Origin of the sequence: Kluyvera sp. CHPC 1.2972 (genome assembly GCF_036759925.1) — a bacterium.
GTDB lineage: Bacteria > Pseudomonadota > Gammaproteobacteria > Enterobacterales > Enterobacteriaceae > Kluyvera.
In genome coordinates this window covers 104,549-122,448 of the sequence record NZ_JAPKIB010000013.1, presented here as the reverse complement: position 1 = coordinate 122,448, position 17,900 = coordinate 104,549, and the positions used below count along the sequence as shown (strand labels likewise).

Annotated in this window: 16 protein-coding genes; 8 read left to right on the top strand and 8 right to left on the bottom strand. The window is 53.1% G+C overall.

Translation table 11 applies throughout. The annotated features are described in order from the left end of the window. Window positions 1-158: 158 nt before the first annotated feature. Entirely contained in the window at window positions 159-668 is a 510-nt protein-coding gene (gene mobB, locus V6944_RS18200) for a molybdopterin-guanine dinucleotide biosynthesis protein MobB (RefSeq protein ID WP_333499976.1), read from the bottom strand. After that, window positions 665-1,192 (bottom strand): molybdenum cofactor guanylyltransferase MobA, encoded by a 528-nt coding sequence (mobA, locus tag V6944_RS18195; RefSeq protein ID WP_442910753.1) that lies wholly within the window; start codon window positions 1,190-1,192, stop codon window positions 665-667. The genes mobB and mobA overlap by 4 nt, the downstream gene beginning before the upstream one ends. 126 nt (window positions 1,193-1,318) lie before the next feature. On the opposite strand from mobA, the gene V6944_RS18190 reads away from it, so the two are divergent. The 3 genes from V6944_RS18190 (at window position 1,319) to dsbA (ending at window position 3,301) form a co-directional block, all read left to right on the top strand. Next, window positions 1,319-1,588 carry a YihD family protein gene (locus V6944_RS18190; protein WP_035892297.1) on the top strand — a complete coding sequence of 90 codons (270 nt, stop codon included), beginning with the start codon at window positions 1,319-1,321 and terminating at the stop codon, window positions 1,586-1,588. A 75-nt stretch (window positions 1,589-1,663) separates the two neighbouring features. Beyond that, the gene (locus V6944_RS18185; protein ID WP_333499974.1) at window positions 1,664-2,650 is read left to right on the top strand and encodes a serine/threonine protein kinase; all 987 of its coding nucleotides are present in this window, start codon (window positions 1,664-1,666) and stop codon (window positions 2,648-2,650) included. A 27-nt stretch (window positions 2,651-2,677) separates the two neighbouring features. Further along, a complete protein-coding gene (gene dsbA, locus V6944_RS18180; protein WP_035892299.1) occupies window positions 2,678-3,301 on the top strand; it encodes a thiol:disulfide interchange protein DsbA in 624 nt (207 codons plus the stop codon). Window positions 3,302-3,316: 15 nt separating this feature from the next. Here dsbA and V6944_RS18175 read toward each other — a convergent pair whose 3' ends face one another. Then, window positions 3,317-4,225: an acyltransferase gene (locus tag V6944_RS18175; protein WP_333499973.1), complete on the bottom strand. Its 909-nt coding sequence runs from the start codon at window positions 4,223-4,225 to the stop codon at window positions 3,317-3,319. A gap of 396 nt (window positions 4,226-4,621) precedes the next feature. Between V6944_RS18175 and polA the strand changes: the two genes are divergently transcribed. Together polA and V6944_RS23355 are read left to right on the top strand one after the other, a co-directional pair. Further along, window positions 4,622-7,417, top strand: coding sequence for a DNA polymerase I (gene polA / locus V6944_RS18170; protein WP_333499972.1), 2,796 nt, complete (start codon window positions 4,622-4,624; stop codon window positions 7,415-7,417). Between the two features lie 165 nt (window positions 7,418-7,582). Beyond that, a complete protein-coding gene (locus tag V6944_RS23355; protein ID WP_071892919.1) occupies window positions 7,583-7,630 on the top strand; it encodes a spot 42 RNA, inhibition of DNA synthesis in 48 nt (15 codons plus the stop codon). A gap of 161 nt (window positions 7,631-7,791) precedes the next feature. Here V6944_RS23355 and yihA read toward each other — a convergent pair whose 3' ends face one another. Beyond that, a complete protein-coding gene (gene yihA / locus V6944_RS18165) occupies window positions 7,792-8,427 on the bottom strand; it encodes a ribosome biogenesis GTP-binding protein YihA/YsxC (RefSeq protein ID WP_333499971.1) in 636 nt (211 codons plus the stop codon). A 590-nt stretch (window positions 8,428-9,017) separates the two neighbouring features. Between yihA and yihI the strand changes: the two genes are divergently transcribed. Both yihI and hemN read left to right on the top strand, forming a co-directional pair. Then, window positions 9,018-9,533: a Der GTPase-activating protein YihI gene (gene yihI / locus V6944_RS18160; protein WP_185668856.1), complete on the top strand. Its 516-nt coding sequence runs from the start codon at window positions 9,018-9,020 to the stop codon at window positions 9,531-9,533. Between the two features lie 380 nt (window positions 9,534-9,913). Beyond that, entirely contained in the window at window positions 9,914-11,287 is a 1,374-nt protein-coding gene (hemN, locus tag V6944_RS18155) for an oxygen-independent coproporphyrinogen III oxidase (RefSeq protein WP_333499970.1), read from the top strand. A 69-nt stretch (window positions 11,288-11,356) separates the two neighbouring features. Here hemN and V6944_RS18150 read toward each other — a convergent pair whose 3' ends face one another. The 4 genes from V6944_RS18150 to glnA form a co-directional block, all read right to left on the bottom strand. Next, window positions 11,357-11,464 carry a YshB family small membrane protein gene (locus tag V6944_RS18150; protein WP_147281518.1) on the bottom strand — a complete coding sequence of 36 codons (108 nt, stop codon included), beginning with the start codon at window positions 11,462-11,464 and terminating at the stop codon, window positions 11,357-11,359. 111 nt (window positions 11,465-11,575) lie between these two features. Beyond that, window positions 11,576-12,988 (bottom strand): nitrogen regulation protein NR(I), encoded by a 1,413-nt coding sequence (gene glnG, locus V6944_RS18145; RefSeq protein ID WP_035892305.1) that lies wholly within the window; start codon window positions 12,986-12,988, stop codon window positions 11,576-11,578. A 9-nt stretch (window positions 12,989-12,997) separates the two neighbouring features. Further along, a complete protein-coding gene (glnL, locus tag V6944_RS18140; protein ID WP_333499969.1) occupies window positions 12,998-14,047 on the bottom strand; it encodes a nitrogen regulation protein NR(II) in 1,050 nt (349 codons plus the stop codon). Window positions 14,048-14,253: 206 nt separating this feature from the next. Further along, window positions 14,254-15,663, bottom strand: coding sequence for a glutamate--ammonia ligase (gene glnA / locus V6944_RS18135; RefSeq protein WP_035892307.1), 1,410 nt, complete (start codon window positions 15,661-15,663; stop codon window positions 14,254-14,256). Window positions 15,664-16,042: 379 nt separating this feature from the next. Between glnA and typA the strand changes: the two genes are divergently transcribed. Continuing rightward, on the top strand, window positions 16,043-17,866 hold the full coding sequence (gene typA, locus V6944_RS18130) for a ribosome-dependent GTPase TypA (protein ID WP_333499968.1): 1,824 nt from the start codon (window positions 16,043-16,045) through the stop codon (window positions 17,864-17,866). Window positions 17,867-17,900 lie beyond the last annotated feature (34 nt).

The window sequence follows — 17,900 nt, the reverse complement described above, 5'->3', positions numbered from 1 at the left end:
GCCGATGGTAGTGTGGGGTCTCCCCATGCGAGAGTAGGGAACTGCCAGGCATCAATTTAGTGAAGAAGCCCATCCTGACGGATGGGCTTTTTTGCGTCTGCGGGAAAGTGAAAGTGCGGTGAAAATCCCGGGGTCACTGCGTTCGCCCGGGCTACCAATTACTCTTCTGTTTCTAACCATGCCACAATAAACGCCACTATCTCCGGTAAATTATTTAAATCCAGCACCGGCACATCAACGTTTAGCGTAATATCGCTGGCCACTGCAATCGTATGTTCATCGATCGTCAACTTGTTCACCGGGTGCCCGGCATCCTGACGAAATAGCATGATCTTAGCGACGGCTTCATGCTTAAACCCTTCAACCAGCACCAGATCCAGCTTTGAAGCGTCCATCCTACTGACCAGAAACGCTAGGTCTAACTCTTCTTCTTCCGGCGTTTCCGTCATCAGCGCCCAGCGTTGCCGGCTGGCAACCAGCGTCTGTGCCGCTCCCGCCTTGCGAAGTTCGTAGCTATCCTTTCCTGGCTTATCTACATCCATATTATGATGCGTATGTTTGATAAGCCCTGGACGAATACCCTTTGCACAAAGTTCGGGGATCAGTTTTTTCAGCAGCGTTGTTTTTCCCGTACCGCTCCAGGCGGCAATCGCTAACAATGGGATCATATTCTTTCCTGATTGAGCTTGAGATCTTCCGGGGTATTCATGTTGCGAAATGCTTCTTTCGTGTCGCTAAAATCGACGGAATGGCCGCCAACCTGACGCATAAACACCATTACGCGACGTTCACCACTGGCAAGGTAATCGACAATCTTTGGGGCCAGGCTGCGGTGAGCAAGGGCGACCGCAGGGTGGTCGCGATCGCCATCATGAACCCATACCACTGGGGTATTTTGGCGCTGATCTACCAGGCGTTCGACAAGATTGTCGGGGATAAACGGCGTATCGCAAGGGCAAAACAGAAACCACTCGCCGGATGTCTGCTGCATAACCGATAACAGCCCGGCAAGCGGCCCTGGGAAGCCCGACAGCGTATCGGCAATCACCGGAAAGCCGCTCTGTCGGTAGATATCCAGATTACGATTTGCGCTAATAACGATATTGCTCACCTGCGGACGAAGGCCATCCGCAACGTGCTCCCATAATGGCTTACCATCAAGCAGCATTAATCCTTTGTCCTGCCCACCCATTCTTGAGGCTTTGCCGCCTGCTAACACCACGCCGGTTATCTGGCACTCTGCTTTCACCGCTATCGCCTCTTTTATTGTGGGGTTTACCCTGCTAACGTGTCTCTATTAAGCGTAAGGAGCACGACCATGAAATGTAAACGTCTGAATGAAGTTATTGAACTCCTCCAGCCAGCCTGGCAGAAAGAGCCGGAGCTGAATTTACTGCAATTTTTGCAGAAACTGGCGAAGGAGTCAGGCTATGACGGCGAATTGGCCGATTTAACGGATGATATTCTGATCTACCATCTGAAAATGCGCGACTCCGCCAAAGACGCGGTTATTCCTGGCATTCAGAAAGATTATGAAGAAGACTTCAAAACCGCGCTGCTGCGCGCTCGCGGCGTAATAAAAGAGTAAAAGGTTGTAAGCAGAGCCACTCAAGGCACCGCGAAATGATATCCTGAATCATTCGTATCGTTATCGGATGTCAGGATGAACGACAAGGCTTTCACTTTCCAGACTCTCCACCCGGATACCATCATCGATGCCCTATTCGATCAGGGTATCCGGGTTGATTCTGGACTCACCCCTCTTAACAGCTACGAGAATCGGGTCTATCAGTTTCAGGATGAAGATCGTCGCCGCATGGTGGTGAAATTCTATCGTCCGGAACGCTGGTCGGCGGCGCAGATTCTTGAAGAGCACCAGTTTGCGCTGGAGCTCGTCGAGGATGAGGTTCCGGTTGCCGCACCTATCCTATTTAATGACCAGACTCTGCTCACGCATGAGGGGTTCTATTTTGCCGTCTTCCCGAGCATGGGGGGCCGACAGTTCGAATCAGATAACCTGGATCAAATGGAGTGGGTTGGGCGCTATCTCGGGCGCATGCACCAGACTGGCCGCAAATCGCGCTTTGCTGCGCGTCCTTCTATCGGCGTAAAAGAGTATCTGATTGAGCCGCGCGCCCTTTTTGAGCATTCGGCGCTGATTCCCGCCGGTTTAAAAGACCGTTTCCTGAAAGCGACCGATGATCTGATTGATGCGGTCATGGGGCTATGGCATGGGCGTTTCGATGCTTTACGCCTACACGGTGACTGCCATGCGGGGAATATCCTCTGGCGCGATGGTCCGCTGTTTGTCGATCTTGACGATGCGCGCAACGGCCCCGCCGTTCAGGATCTCTGGATGTTGCTTAACGGCTCTCCTGCTGAGAGACGTATGCAGCTTGAAACTATCGTTGAGGCTTACGAAGAATTCAGCAGCTTTAATTCAGACGAATTGGCGCTGATTGAGCCTTTACGTGCAATGCGGTTGGTTTATTATCTTGCCTGGATTATCAGGCGTTGGGATGACCCTGCATTTCCGAAAAATTTTCCCTGGTTAACCGGGGAAGATTACTGGCATCAGCAGATCGCGACTTTTATTGAGCAGGTGAAGGTTCTGCAAGAACCCCCTCTTCAGTTAACGCCAATGTATTAATTCGACACAGTCAGGAGAGAGTGAGTTATGAAAAAGGTTTGGCTTGCGCTGGCAGGTATGATTCTGGCATTCAGCGCATCCGCTGCTCAGATTACCGACGGCAAACAATACGTTACGATCGATAAGCCGGTTGCAGGTGAGCCGCAGGTGCTGGAGTTCTTCTCCTTCTACTGCCCGCATTGCTATCAGTTTGAGGAAGTTCTGCACGTTTCCGACAACGTGAAGAAAAAGCTGCCGGAAGGCACCAAAATGACCAAGTACCACGTTGAGTTCCTGGGCCCGTTGGGCAAAGACCTGACTCAGGCGTGGGCGGTAGCGATGGCGCTGGGCGTAGAAGATCAGATCACTGCACCGATGTTTGAAGCGGTACAGAAAACCCAGACCGTGCAGACCGTTGCGGATATCCGCAAAGTCTTCACCGACGCTGGCGTGAAGGGCGAAGATTATGATGCCGCCTGGAACAGCTTCGTGGTGAAATCTCTGGTCGCGCAGCAGGAAAAAGCGGCAGCCGATCTGCAGCTGCAAGGTGTTCCTGCGATGTTTGTTAACGGCAAATACCAGCTGAACCCGCAGGGCATGGACACCAGTAACATGGACGTCTTTGTCGCTCAGTATGCTGATACCGTAAAACAGCTTGTTGAGAAGAAATAAAAAAGAAAACGCCGGTCAATGACCGGCGTTTTTGTATTCTGCTTTCATGTCTGTAATCTGATGGTCCTTCTCTTCCCACAGCGCATTCAGCCATAGCTGGAAGCGCCGCTTAAAGTTCTTATCCCCCACGTAATCACCGTGCATCTCCGGGTCAATCGGGCGTAGATTCACGCGAACCACAATACGCGTCAGCTTACCGCTGAGCATATCGTAGAAAGGGGTCTTATCGTTTTCCGGGTAGCAGAGCGTCACGTCGAGCAGCTTATCAAACTGAGCACCTAACACGTTCAGCGCCATGGCAATACCGGCGGCTTTCGGCGGCAGCAGGTTTTGATAAGGCGAACGGGTTTGCAGGCGCTTTTCAGGGGTAAAGCGCGAGCCTTCGACAAAGTTGACGATGGTAGTGGGATGCGCGCGGAATTTTTCGCACGAGCGGCGCGTCGTTTCCACATCTTTACCGCGACGTTCCGGGTGACGAATCAAATAGCTGCGGGAATAGCGACGCATAAATGGCATATCCAGCGCCCAGCATGCCAGCCCCATGAACGGCACCCAGGCCAGCTGCTGCTTCAGGAAATACTTATTCATCGGGATATGCTTGCGGAAAATCACACATAGCACCACGATGTCTGCCCAGCTGTGGTGGTTACAAATGAGCAGATACCAATTCTTCTTATTGAGCGTCTCAAGCCCTTCAATATCCCACTTGAGCCAGGGATTGAGATGCAGCAGCGCCGCTAGCCCTTCACACCAGCAGTACATCATAAAGTTGCAGAATACCGAGACGGAGCGCCAGATTACCGGCACCGGTAAAATCAGTTTAATCATGCCGGCGAGAATAATCGGTATGGAGCACAATATGGTCAATAATATGGTGAGTGCGATACTGATGGGCAGCGTTATCGCAGCGAGTAATCTCGACATAGTTCGTTTATTCAGATAGTTAGTTATTTAACGTGCCCATACAAAAAGGCACAAGGCGCTGATTTTACCAGAAAACGTGCTAAATGACGGTTCTTACCTGAATAGAAAAATTGCCGCTATGTCTATCCACACTGTGTGAATTACCACCAGATCGCTGCCATTAGCCACGATCCATATATAACACAATGAAAATATTGAATTATTTTATAGTTAACTATCTATTACATATCATTTGTTATCAGTAAAATAAAACTATTCACAAACTTATCCACAATTTGTTTTGCGTGCGATCGCGAGGATCTGCAAATCTTTTCTCGTTATTTTGGCGAAAAACTCATGTTTTCATGCCGTCTGTGGCATCCTTTACCCATAATCTGATAAACAGGCACGGAAATTATGGTTCAGATCCCTGAAAACCCTCTCATCCTCGTTGATGGATCTTCTTATCTCTATCGGGCATATCACGCATTCCCACCGCTGACGAACCGTGCGGGAGAGCCGACGGGCGCGATGTACGGCGTGCTGAACATGCTGCGCAGCCTGATCCTCCAGTATCAGCCAACCCACGCTGCCGTGGTGTTTGATGCGAAGGGAAAAACCTTCCGTGACGAATTGTTTGAAGACTACAAATCACATCGCCCACCAATGCCGGACGATCTGCGTGCGCAGATTGAACCGCTGCACATCATGGTCAAAGCGATGGGCCTGCCGCTATTGGCCGTCTCCGGCGTGGAAGCGGATGACGTGATCGGTACGCTGGCGCGTGAAGCGGAAAAAGCGGGCCGTCCGGTGCTTATCAGCACCGGGGATAAAGATATGGCACAGCTCGTCACCCCGGGCATTACGCTTATCAACACCATGACCAATACCATTCTCGGCCCGGACGAAGTGGTGACCAAGTACGGCGTGCCGCCAGAGCTGATTATTGATTTCCTCGCGCTGATGGGTGACTCCTCGGATAACATTCCGGGCGTGCCGGGCGTGGGCGAAAAGACCGCGCAGGCGCTGCTGCAAGGGCTAGGTGGCCTCGATACACTCTACGGTGAACTGGAAAAAATCGCCGGGCTGACTTTCCGTGGCGCAAAAACCATGGCGGCGAAGCTCGAGCAGAACAAAGATCTGGCCTACCTCTCCTATAAGCTGGCGACCATTAAAACGGACGTTGAGCTGGAGCTGGGCTGTGAGCAGCTGATCGTCGCGGAGCCTGCGGCCGATGAGCTGCTAACGCTGTTCAAGAAATACGAATTTAAGCGCTGGATCACCGACGTTGAGTCCGGTACCTGGATGCAGGCTAAAGGGACGAAACCTGCCGCTAAACCGGCCAGTAAAGCCGCTGACGTAGACGTTGAGGCTGAAGTCGAAGAGACTGCAGCCACGCTGTCGTCCGAAAACTATGTCACCATCCTTGATGAAGCTACGCTGGTCAGCTGGATTGAGAAGCTGAAGAAAGCGCCTCTGTTTGCTTTCGATACTGAAACCGATAGCCTCGATAACATCTCTGCCAATATGGTGGGTCTGTCGTTCGCGACCGAGCCGGGTATTGCTGCCTATGTTCCTGTCGCTCATGACTATCTCGATGCCCCTGACCAGATCTCCCGCGAGCGCGCTTTAGAACTCCTCAAGCCGCTGCTGGAAGATGAAACGCTGCTGAAGGTGGGCCAGAACCTGAAGTATGACCGCGGTATTCTTGCCAACTACGGCATCGAACTGCGCGGAATCGCCTATGACACCATGCTGGAGTCCTACACGCTGGATAGCGTTGCTGGCCGCCATGATATGGACAGCCTCTCTGACCGCTGGTTAAAACACAAAACCATCACGTTCGAAGAGATTGCCGGTAAAGGTAAAAATCAGCTGACCTTCAACCAGATTGCGCTGGAAGAAGCCGGTCGCTATGCGGCGGAAGATGCCGATGTGACGCTCCAGCTGCACCTGAAGATGTGGCCGAAGCTGCAGAAGCACGAAGGGCCGCTGCGCATCTTTAACGAGATTGAAATGCCGCTGGTGCCGGTGCTGTCACGCGTTGAACGTAACGGCGTGAAGATTGATCCTGCGGTGCTGCACGCACATTCCCAGGAGATTGCCAAGCGTCTGGTCGAGCTGGAGCAGAAAGCCTACGAGATTGCCGGGGAAGAATTTAACCTCTCCTCGCCGAAGCAGCTGCAGACCATCCTGTTTGAAAAACAGGGCATCAAGCCGCTGAAGAAAACGCCGGGCGGCGCGCCCTCTACGTCGGAAGAGGTGCTGGAAGAGCTGGCACTCGACTACCCGCTGCCGAAGGTGATTCTGGAGTACCGTGGTCTGGCGAAGCTGAAATCGACCTACACCGATAAACTGCCGTTGATGATCAACCCGAAAACCGGCCGCGTCCATACCTCCTATCACCAGGCGGTAACCGCAACCGGGCGACTCTCTTCGACCGATCCGAACTTGCAGAACATCCCGGTGCGTAACGAGGAAGGGCGTCGTATTCGTCAGGCGTTTATTGCGCCAGAAGATTACCTCATCGTCTCTGCCGACTACTCGCAAATTGAGCTGCGCATTATGGCGCACCTGTCCCGCGACGAAGGCCTGCTGAATGCGTTTGCCGAAGGCAAGGATATCCACCGCGCTACCGCGGCTGAGGTATTTGGCCTGCCCCTGGAGAGCGTGAGTAGTGAACAGCGTCGTAGCGCTAAGGCGATTAACTTTGGCCTGATTTACGGCATGAGCGCCTTTGGCCTGGCTCGCCAGCTTAATATCCCGCGCAAAGAAGCCCAGAAATATATGGACCTCTACTTCGAGCGTTACCCTGGCGTGCTGGACTATATGGAGCGCACCCGTCAGCAGGCTAAAGAGCAGGGCTATGTTGCTACGCTCGACGGTCGTCGCCTCTATCTGCCGGACATCAAATCCAGCAACGGCGCTCGCCGTGCGGGTGCTGAGCGTGCGGCGATTAACGCCCCGATGCAGGGAACCGCTGCCGACATCATCAAACGCGCGATGATTGCGGTAGATGAGTGGTTAGAAAGCGAGAAGCCACGCGTTCGCATGATCATGCAGGTACACGATGAACTGGTCTTTGAGGTGCATAAAGATGACCTCGAGGCGGTATCGAAGAAAGTGCATGAGTTAATGGAAAACAGCACGACGCTGGATGTGCCGTTGCTGGTGGAAGTGGGCAGTGGTGAAAACTGGGATCAAGCTCATTAAGTATCCGATGAATAACGCTCTTTTTTGTAAGTAAGCAACATAACTTATCTAGTTTTGTGATGAACATTAGAATTCGTTATGTAACAAATGAAAAAAAACTACAAAAAATGCTTTCTGAACGGGGTAAAAAAGAGTAGAGTTAATCTCGTAGGGTACAGAGGTAAGATGTTCTATCTTTCAGACCTTTTACTTCACGTAATCGGATTTGGCTGAATATTTTAGCCGCCCCAGTCAGTAATGACTGGGGCGTTTTTTATTGGGCGAAAGAAAAGTTTTCGGCGCGATAAAATTGAAAGGTATTGCGTTAAATCAGTGGGATAGAGCGAGCCCGGAACAGGGCGCTGCGCGCCGCTATCCGGGATAAAAGCGGGGGATTACTCTTCTGCAGCCTCAACGTCTTCCTGCGGCGGAATATCGTTAAACCAGCTATCCAGCTTCTGACGCAGCTTATCAACACCCTGCTTTTTCAGTGAAGAAAAAGCTTCAACCTGCACGTCGCCGTTAAAGGCCAACGCTGCTTCACGAACCTGGTTCAGCTGCGCCTTACGCGCGCCGCTCGCCAGCTTGTCCGCTTTCGTCAGCAGCACCAGTACTGGGATTTCGCTGGCGACGGCCCACTCGATCATCTGCTGGTCGAGGTCCTTCAGCGGATGGCGAATATCCATCAGTACCACTAATCCTTTCAAACACAGACGTTTCTCCAGGTATTCACCCAGCGCACGCTGCCATTTGATCTTCATCTCTTCCGGAACCTGCGCATAGCCATAACCCGGCAGGTCGACCAGGCGTTTGCCATCGGCGACTTCAAACAGGTTAATCAGCTGAGTACGGCCCGGCGTTTTTGAAGTACGCGCCAGACTTTTCTGGTTGGTGAGCGTATTCAGGGCGCTGGATTTCCCTGCGTTGGAGCGGCCAGCAAAGGCCACTTCGATTCCGGTATCGGAAGGTAAGTGGCGGATATCAGGCGCACTGGTCACAAAGTGCGTCTGTTGATAGTTCCAGTTAGTCAAAACGGTCTTCTCCGTTAAATCAGGCAATGTGGGCGATTATACCCGATCGGCAAAAAAAGACTGGTTTTCCTCTTCGCGCATTGACTGTAAGACGATGCCCTTTCGTTTGTAAGACATTTGCCATTGTCTCTATGCGAAATTTAGGAAAAAACGGAGGCGATATAATATTCAAATCATTTTAAATCATATAGTTATTGTTGGGCAATATTCTGATTTGTCCATTTTTCGCCGTTTCGTTGCTTGTTAGTTTAGCCCAACGCTGTAAAGTAGCACCCATCGGCAAGGGCGCCGGAAGGAATATAGACTCAGGATGAGCGGTCAGGAGCGCCAGGAGGCGAAGACCGAAGGAATCAGCCAGGAAGGCGAGCGTCTGGAGACGTTAAACACGGATAGGGACCATAACAGGGACTGTTATAGAGCTAACGGATAGACAGGGCGCGTTGAAAGCCAACATGGAATGTAGAACCCGTAAAGGGTTGTGAGTCAGGAAAAAAGGCGACAGATTACTCTGTCGCCTTTTTTCTTTGTTTGCTTTCTGCTAGATTCCGGCTCAATTCTATACTGAATAAAACGGCTTAAAGACAGACATCATGAAAAAACCAACCTCTGCACCGCGCGGTAAAACTCCAGGTAAACAGCGCCGTAAAACGCGTGAAGAACTGAACCTGGAAGCTCGCGAGCGTAAAAACGATAAAAAACACCGTGGTAACGCGGCGGGTAGCCGTGCGACTGGCTCTGACGGTGCATCCGGCTCCAATAAACAAAAGCAGCAAAAAGATCCTCGTATTGGCAGTAAAAAACCTATCGCGCTGGGCGTTACTGACGCACCGGTCGTGAAACAGCCCAAACCGAAGAGCGAGAAACCTATGCTTTCACCGCAGGCCGAGCTGGATATGCTGGAGAGAGATGAGCGCCTGGACGCGCTGCTGGAACGTCTGGAAAATGACGAAACCCTGACCGCTGAAGAGCAGAAATGGGTAGACGCTAAACTGGATCGCATCGATGAACTGATGCAGCAACTCGGCCTCTCTTACGATGATGACGAAGAAGAAGAGGAAGAAGAGGGCAAGGAAGACATGATGCGCCTGCTGAGGGGCGGCAACTAACGTTTGCACCCGATATACACGTTATCCTTCACGTTGCCTCTGCGTTGGCTGCGCTCATTCACCCCAGTCACGTACTTTTGTACGCTCCTGGGGATTCATTCCCTTGCCGCGTTACTCGGCTTGCAGCCTCGCCCCTTCGGGGCCAGCGCGAGCGCTGTTCAAAACGCTCTAGCGTTTTGTGATGCAACCTGAATGATTTTGTGTATTGGCTTGCCAGTCCTGCTTATAACCCTTTTGGTTGTATGTTATCTGGTGTGGTTATTCGTTAAACTACGACGGTTGTCGCGGCGTCAAAAGTGGCTGCGCAACCGGCTGTTGCTTCGTAACGGAGCAGCACCGGCACGCCGTCGTCGTTCGCGACACCATCGGAAGGAGTGAGCATGTCTGAGCAGTTAATCGACTGGGATCTGGCCCTGATCCAGAAATATAACTATTCCGGGCCGCGCTATACCTCGTATCCCACCGCACTGGAATTCTCTGACGCCTTTGGCGAGCCTGAGTTTAATAACGCCGTTGCGCGTTACCCCGAACGTCCGCTGTCGCTGTACGTGCATATTCCGTTCTGCCACAAGCTCTGCTATTTCTGCGGCTGCAATAAAATTGTTACCCGCCAGCAGCATAAAGCTGACCAGTATCTCGACGTGCTGGAGCAGGAAATCCGCCAGCGCGCGCCGCTGTTTACCGGCCGTCACGTCAGCCAGCTTCACTGGGGCGGCGGTACGCCAACCTATCTGAACAAGGCGCAAATCAGCCGCTTGATGACGCTGCTGCGCGCGCATTTTCACTTTGATGCCGACGCGGAAATTTCCATTGAAGTCGACCCGCGCGAAATTGAGCTGGATGTTATCGACCACCTACGCGCTGAGGGCTTTAACCGCCTGAGTATGGGCGTACAGGACTTCAACAAAGAAGTGCAGCGGCTGGTGAACCGTGAGCAGGACGAAGATTTTATCTTCGCGCTGCTCAACCACGCGCGCGAAATTGGCTTCACCTCGACCAATATCGACCTTATCTACGGCCTGCCGAAGCAAACGCCGGAGAGCTTTGCGTTCACGCTGCAGCGTGTCGCTGAGCTGAACCCTGATCGCTTAAGCGTGTTTAACTACGCGCACCTGCCGACCCTGTTCGCCGCGCAGCGTAAAATCAAAGATGCCGACCTGCCGTCGGCGCAGCAGAAGCTGGATATCTTGCAGGAAACCATCGGCTCGCTGACTCAGGCTGGCTACCAGTTTATTGGTATGGATCACTTTGCCCGCCCGGATAACGAACTTGCCGTGGCTCAACGCGAAGGCGTGCTGCATCGCAACTTCCAGGGCTACACCACCCAGGGCGATACCGACCTGCTGGGTATGGGCGTATCCGCGATCAGCATGATTGGTGACTGCTACGCGCAGAACCAAAAAGAGCTGAAGCTCTATTACCAGCAGGTTGCCGAGCAGGGTAATGCGCTGTGGCGCGGCATTGCGTTGACTCGTGATGACTGCATCCGCCGCGATGTTATCAAAGCGCTTATCTGTAACTTCAGCCTCGATTTTGTGGCAATAGAGCAGCAGTGGGCGCTGAAGTTTAGCGACTATTTTGCCGAAGACCTGAAGCTGCTGGCACCGTTGGCGCAGGATGGGCTGGTGGATGTGAATGAGAAGGGGATTAAGGTGACGGCGAAAGGTCGTCTGTTAATTCGTAATATCTGCATGTGCTTTGATGCCTATCTGCGACAGAAGGCGCGGATGCAGCAGTTCTCGCGGGTGATTTAGCGATGATATTGCCCGGTGGCGCTACGCTTACCGGGCCAACAAGCCAGATAAGCGCAAGCGTCATCCGGCTTAGCTAAACAGCCCGACCAGCGCAGCACACAGTACAGCAGCAACGGCCGTCTGTGGTGAATGACCGGCGGCGCCGCTTGAAGCCAAATTAATCAATGATTCAAACATTATCGTCCCCTCGAATTTGCGGGCTGAATAATACTGAACTCATCGAAACAGTAAAGTATAAAATTGCAGCAACTTGCGCAAATCGAGCAATATTTACACTTCACGCTGGCCTTACTCCATTCCCAGTTCTTTCAGCTTACGCGTCAGGGTATTGCGACCCCAGCCAAGCAGGCGAGCCGCTTCCTGTTTGTGCCCCTGCGTGTAGCGCAACGCGGTGGTCAGCAGCGTACGCTCCATCTCCGGCTGGGCCTCAGAAAGCAGATTTTGATGACCGGAGCGCAGCGCTCTGTCAGCCCACTGCGCCAGCAGCGTTGCCCAGCTATCCGGCAGCGACGTTGCCGTGGTGCTGTCCGGCATGCTGGCTTCAAACAACTCGCTCGGCAGATCCTGAATCAGCACTTCTTGCCCAGCCGCCATCACCGTGAGCCAACGGCAGGTGTTTTCCAGCTGACGCACGTTACCCGGCCAGGCCAGGCGCGTTAACGCCGCTTCGGTTTCTGGGTGCAGCAGCTTGGCTTCCACGCCCAGTTCGCGTGCGGCAACCTGCAAGAAGTGGTGCGCCAGGCGCGGAATATCTTCCCGGCGCTCGCGCAGCGGCGGCAGATGGACGCGAATCACGTTCAGGCGGTGGAATAAGTCCTCGCGGAATTTGCCTTCCTGAACGCGCTGTTCGAGGTTCTGGTGGGTTGCCGCGATGATACGCACGTCGACCTTCACTGGGGCATAGCCGCCGACGCGGTAGAACTGACCGTCGGCCAATACGCGCAGCAAGCGGGTCTGGACGTCCATCGGCATATCGCCAATTTCATCGAGGAACAGCGTGCCGCCGTCGGCCTGCTCGAATCGACCCTGGCGAACGGTATTCGCGCCGGTAAACGCCCCTTTCTCATGGCCAAACAGCTCAGACTCAATCAGGTCTTTTGGAATTGCCGCCATGTTGAGCGCGATAAACGGCGCTTTAACGCGAGGGCTATGGCGATGCAGCGCATGGGCAACCAGCTCTTTACCGGTACCGGACTCGCCGTTAATCAGCACGCTGATAGACGAGCGTGAGAGGCGACCGATAATGCGGAACACGTCCTGCATAGCGGGTGCTTCACCGATGATATCGGTGGTCGGGTCATTGACCTGCACGTTGCGCGGCTGCTGCTGCTCCTGGTAGTGGCTAATCGCCCGCTCTACCAGTGCTACCGCTTCATCGATATCAAACGGCTTTGGCAGGTAGTCAAACGCCCCTTGCTGGTAGGCGCTAACGGCGGCATCCAGATCGGAGTGCGCGGTCATTATGATGACCGGAAGCATCGGATGGCGCTGCTTAATTTGCGTTAACAGCGCCAGGCCGTCCATTCCGGGCATGCGGATATCGGACATCAGCACGTCAGGCGTTTTGGTGGCCAGCGCATCCAGCACCTCTTTTCCGCCTTCAAACGTGGTGCAGGTTAACCCCGCGCCGGTGAGCGCGCGTTCAAGCACCCAACGGATGGAGCTATCGTCATCAACGACCCAGACTATCCCTCGTTGCATAAACACACCTTATTTCTTGATTGGCAGGAAAACCGAGAACTCGGTATGGCCTGGCCAACTGGTAAATTCAATTTTGCCGGAGTGCTGATCGATAAGGCTGCGCGCTATCGACAGACCCAGCCCGGTGCCGCCTTCGCGGCCGCTGACCATCGGGTAAAACAGCGTATCCTGCAAATGCGGTGGAATACCGGGGCCGTTATCTTCGACATCAATTCTGGCAGCCAACCGGTAGCGCACGCCGTGCAGCGTTAACTGAAATGCGGTGCGGGTGCGCAGGACAATTTCGCCCCCTTCCGGGCCAAGCGCCTGCAGCGCATTACGCACAATATTTAGCAGAACTTGTTCAATTTGGTCTGGATCGTGCGGAAGTTCCGGTAAACTTGGATCGTAATCGCGCACCAGCGTGACGTTCTCCGGCAGTTCCATCGAAACCAGTTTGACGACGCGTTCCGCCACTTTATGAATGCTCTCGGTGATGTGCGTACCGGGATGCTGCGGGCCAAGCAGACGGTCGACCAGGTTACGCAGGCGGTCGGCCTGCTCAATGATAACGTTGGTGTACTCGGTCAGCGCTGGGTCAGGCAGCGCCTTACTGAGTAGCTGCGCAGCGCCGCGTAAGCCACCCAGCGGGTTTTTAATCTCGTGGGCGAGCCCACGTACCAGATCGCGCGCTGCGATTTGCTGAGCGTGCTGGAGCTGCTCCTGGCTGAGGCGGCGTTGATTATCCATTGGCGCCATTTCCAGCAGGATGAAACCGTCTGGCAAACGCTGCGCGGTCAGCGAAAGAATATGCGAGCGCCCGTCAATCACCAGTGTCACTTCGTTATCGGTAAACCCCTGGCCCGTTTGCAGGCTCTCCTGCATCAAGCCAATGTTCAGCGAGAAATAGCTCAGAAGCTCGGGTAAGGGCGTACCAAAGAGTTTGCGCGCGCTCTGCGCCAGCAGTTGCTGTGCGGCAGGGTTCGCATAGTGAACGGCCAGGTCATCATCGACCAGTAAAATGCTGTTGATTAACGAGTTAAGGATCTGCCCAGCATCGGGCAGTGCGCCTGTTGCCATTTAGCAGTCTCCTGAAAAGGCTTGCACTGTTTTAGTGCAGTATAGCTTTTTACGGGTAAAAAGCGCGAGATATCAGGTTGTTGGTGGAGAAAAAAGCCCATCCTGAGATGGGCTGAAAGTTTCCACGGCAACTTAATTCCAGGGAGTGCGCCAGAACCTAAGGGCAATGGCGCGGCTTCAGCTGGAAAGTACAACTCAAAATACGATTAGACGCTGTAGTACAGCTCGAACTCAACCGGGTGCGGAGTCATACGTACGCGGTCGTTTTCTTCGGTGCGCAGCGTGATGTAAGCGTCGATAGCTTCATCAGTGAACACGCCACCTGCGGTCAGGAACTCGCGGTCTGCGTCGAGAGCCTGCAGCGCTTCTTCCAGAGAGCCAGCAACCTGTGGGATCTCTTTCGCTTCTTCTGGCGGCAGGTCGTACAGGTTTTTGTCCATGGCTTCGCCAGGGTGGATTTTGTTTTTGATGCCGTCCAGGCCAGCCATCAGCAGTGCTGCGAAGCACAGGTATGGGTTAGCCGCTGGGTCCGGGAAGCGCACTTCGATACGACGCGCTTTCGGAGAAGCAACAACCGGAATACGGATGGATGCAGAACGGTTACGGGCAGAGTAAGCCAGCATAACCGGTGCTTCGTAACCTGGGACCAGACGCTTGTAGGAGTTGGTGGTCGGGTTAGCCAGGGCGTTGATAGCTTTAGCGTGTTTGATAACACCGCCGATGTAGTGCAGCGCTTGCTCGGACAGGCCAGCATATTTGTCGCCGGAGAACAGGTTTACGCCGTTCTTGGACAGGGACATGTGGCAGTGCATGCCGGAACCGTTATCGCCAAACATTGGTTTTGGCATAAAGGTCGCGGTTTTACCGAAGCGGTGAGCGACGTTGTGCACAACATATTTGTAGATCTGAATTTCGTCCGCTTTCTTGGTCATGGTGTTGAAGCGGGTGGCGATTTCGTTCTGGCCAGCAGTCGCAACTTCGTGGTGATGCGCTTCAACAACCAGGCCCATCTCTTCCATGATCAGACACATGGTAGAACGGATGTCCTGTGAGGAATCAACCGGAGGAACTGGGAAGTAACCGCCTTTAACGCCTGGACGGTGACCTTTGTTACCACCTTCGTATTTGGTGGAGGAGTTCCATGCGCCTTCGATGTCATCGATAGCAACGTGAGAACCGGAGATGGATGCGCCGAAGCGAATGTCATCAAACAGGAAGAATTCTGGCTCTGGCCCGAACAGAACGGTATCCGCGATGCCGGTAGCGCGCAGGTACTCTTCAGCGCGTTTAGCGATGGAGCGCGGGTCACGGTCGTAGCCCTGCAGTGTGCCTGGTTCCAGGATGTCACAACGAATGATCAGGGTAGACTCTTCAAAGAACGGGTCGATGAGAGCGGTAGATGCGTCTGGCATCAGAACCATGTCGGATTCGTTAATGCCTTTCCAGCCACCGATAGAGGAGCCGTCAAACATTTTGCCTTCTTCGAAGAATTCGGCATTTACCTGATGCGCAGGAATAGTGACGTGCTGTTCTTTACCTTTGGTATCGGTGAAGCGCAGATCGACAAACTTCACTTCGTGCTCATTCAGCATCGTCAAAACGTGTTCAGCGGACATACTTAACATCTCCCGGATTTATCATTGTCGTCGTGGTAACGAGGTCTTCAATCACTGCTTAAAGTGGCGTTGTTGCCCTGAAATATACAAAGCGAAATCTGTGCCAACTTTTAAATCACCCCCAAAAGGCGTTATCATGCGCACCATAGTGCAAAAGGGCTGCACCACGATAGCGTCTTTGCACCATTATAGTGCTTATCCTGAAGCGATGAGCACCATATTGGTGCAAATTGTGATTGGGTGCCCTTTTTATGCTCCGTGAAAGCGATCACAAAGGAACTCTGCAATACTTGTTTGCGGAGGATCTCTGTGATCCTGTTTTGTAGTGCGATTAATCCGTGTACAATAACGCGCTATTTCTAATGCCCGAGGCAAAGTTGTGATCGAAAATTTGCGTAACATCGCCATCATCGCGCACGTTGACCATGGTAAAACTACCCTGGTCGATAAGCTGCTGCAGCAATCCGGTACGTTTGATGCACGTGCTGAAACTCAAGAACGTGTGATGGACTCCAACGATTTGGAGAAAGAGCGTGGGATTACCATCCTCGCGAAAAACACCGCAATCAAATGGAATGATTACCGTATCAACATCGTTGATACCCCAGGGCACGCCGACTTCGGTGGTGAAGTTGAGCGCGTCATGTCCATGGTTGACTCTGTGCTGCTGGTAGTTGATGCAATGGATGGCCCGATGCCGCAGACGCGCTTCGTGACCAAAAAAGCATTTGCTCATGGTTTGAAGCCAATTGTTGTTATCAACAAAGTTGACCGTCCAGGCGCGCGTCCTGATTGGGTTGTTGACCAGGTATTCGACCTGTTCGTTAACCTCGATGCGACCGACGAACAGCTGGACTTCCCTATCGTTTACGCTTCCGCGCTGAACGGTATCGCAGGTCTGGATCACGAAAATATGGCGGAAGACATGACCCCGCTGTATCAGACCATCGTTGATCGTGTACCGGCTCCAGACGTAGACCTGGATGGCCCGCTGCAGATGCAAATCTCCCAGCTGGACTACAACAACTACGTTGGTGTTATCGGTATCGGCCGTATCAAACGCGGTAAAGTGAAGCCAAACCAGCAGATCACTATCATCGATAGCGAAGGTAAAACCCGTAACGGTAAAGTCGGTAAAGTACTGACTCACCTGGGTCTGGAGCGTATCGATAGCGACCTGGCTGAAGCTGGCGACATCATCGCAATCACCGGTCTGGGCGAGCTGAACATCTCCGACACCATCTGCGACCCGCAGAACGTCGAAGCGCTGCCAGCGCTGTCCGTTGATGAACCGACGGTAACCATGTTCTTCAACGTCAACACCTCTCCATTCTGCGGTAAAGAAGGTAAGTACGTTACCTCTCGCCAGATTCTGGACCGTCTGAAGAAAGAACTGGTACACAACGTGGCACTGCGCGTTGAAGAAACTCCGGATGCAGACGCATTCCGCGTTTCTGGCCGTGGTGAACTGCACCTGTCCGTTCTGATTGAAAACATGCGTCGTGAAGGTTTCGAAATGGCGGTTTCCCGTCCGAAAGTTATCTTCCGCGAAATCGATGGCCGTAAACAAGAGCCATTCGAAAACGTAACGCTGGACGTCGAAGAGCAGCACCAGGGTTCTGTCATGCAGGCACTGGGTGAGCGTAAAGGCGACCTGAAAAACATGAATCCAGACGGAAAAGGCCGCGTACGTCTCGACTACGTGATCCCAAGCCGTGGTCTGATCGGCTTCCGTTCAGAATTCATGACCATGACCTCCGGTACCGGTCTGCTGTACTCCACCTTCAGCCACTACGACGACGTTCGTCCAGGTGAAGTTGGCCAGCGTCAGAACGGCGTACTGATCTCCAACGGTCAGGGTAAAGCGGTTGCGTTCGCACTGTTCAGCCTGCAGGACCGCGGTAAGCTGTTCCTGGGCCACGGCGCAGAAGTTTACGAAGGCCAGATCATCGGTATTCACAGCCGTTCTAACGACCTGACTGTAAACTGCCTGACCGGTAAAAAACTGACCAACATGCGTGCTTCCGGTACTGATGAAGCTACCACGCTGGTCCCAGCTCAGAAAATGACTCTGGAACAAGCTCTGGAGTTCATCGATGACGACGAACTGGTAGAAGTTACCCCAATTTCTATCCGTATCCGTAAGCGTCACCTGACTGAAAACGACCGTAAACGCGCGATGCGCGGTCCAAAAGAAGATTAATTTCTCTCTTTTGTCATGACCTAAAACCCCGCCT

What these genes read in the sequence shown, in the direction of transcription:
- mobB (WP_333499976.1), bottom strand. Translation starts at nt 668, where the DNA reads ATGATCCCATTGTTAGCGATTGCCGCCTGGAGCGGTACGGGAAAAACA.
- mobA (WP_442910753.1), bottom strand. Translation starts at nt 1,192, where the DNA reads ATGGGTGGGCAGGACAAAGGATTAATGCTGCTTGATGGTAAGCCATTA.
- V6944_RS18190 (WP_035892297.1), top strand. Translation starts at nt 1,319, where the DNA reads ATGAAATGTAAACGTCTGAATGAAGTTATTGAACTCCTCCAGCCAGCC.
- V6944_RS18185 (WP_333499974.1), top strand. Translation starts at nt 1,664, where the DNA reads ATGAACGACAAGGCTTTCACTTTCCAGACTCTCCACCCGGATACCATC.
- dsbA (WP_035892299.1), top strand. Translation starts at nt 2,678, where the DNA reads ATGAAAAAGGTTTGGCTTGCGCTGGCAGGTATGATTCTGGCATTCAGC.
- V6944_RS18175 (WP_333499973.1), bottom strand. Translation starts at nt 4,225, where the DNA reads ATGTCGAGATTACTCGCTGCGATAACGCTGCCCATCAGTATCGCACTC.
- polA (WP_333499972.1), top strand. Translation starts at nt 4,622, where the DNA reads ATGGTTCAGATCCCTGAAAACCCTCTCATCCTCGTTGATGGATCTTCT.
- yihI (WP_185668856.1), top strand. Translation starts at nt 9,018, where the DNA reads ATGAAAAAACCAACCTCTGCACCGCGCGGTAAAACTCCAGGTAAACAG.
- hemN (WP_333499970.1), top strand. Translation starts at nt 9,914, where the DNA reads ATGTCTGAGCAGTTAATCGACTGGGATCTGGCCCTGATCCAGAAATAT.
- V6944_RS18150 (WP_147281518.1), bottom strand. Translation starts at nt 11,464, where the DNA reads ATGTTTGAATCATTGATTAATTTGGCTTCAAGCGGCGCCGCCGGTCAT.
- glnG (WP_035892305.1), bottom strand. Translation starts at nt 12,988, where the DNA reads ATGCAACGAGGGATAGTCTGGGTCGTTGATGACGATAGCTCCATCCGT.
- glnL (WP_333499969.1), bottom strand. Translation starts at nt 14,047, where the DNA reads ATGGCAACAGGCGCACTGCCCGATGCTGGGCAGATCCTTAACTCGTTA.
- glnA (WP_035892307.1), bottom strand. Translation starts at nt 15,663, where the DNA reads ATGTCCGCTGAACACGTTTTGACGATGCTGAATGAGCACGAAGTGAAG.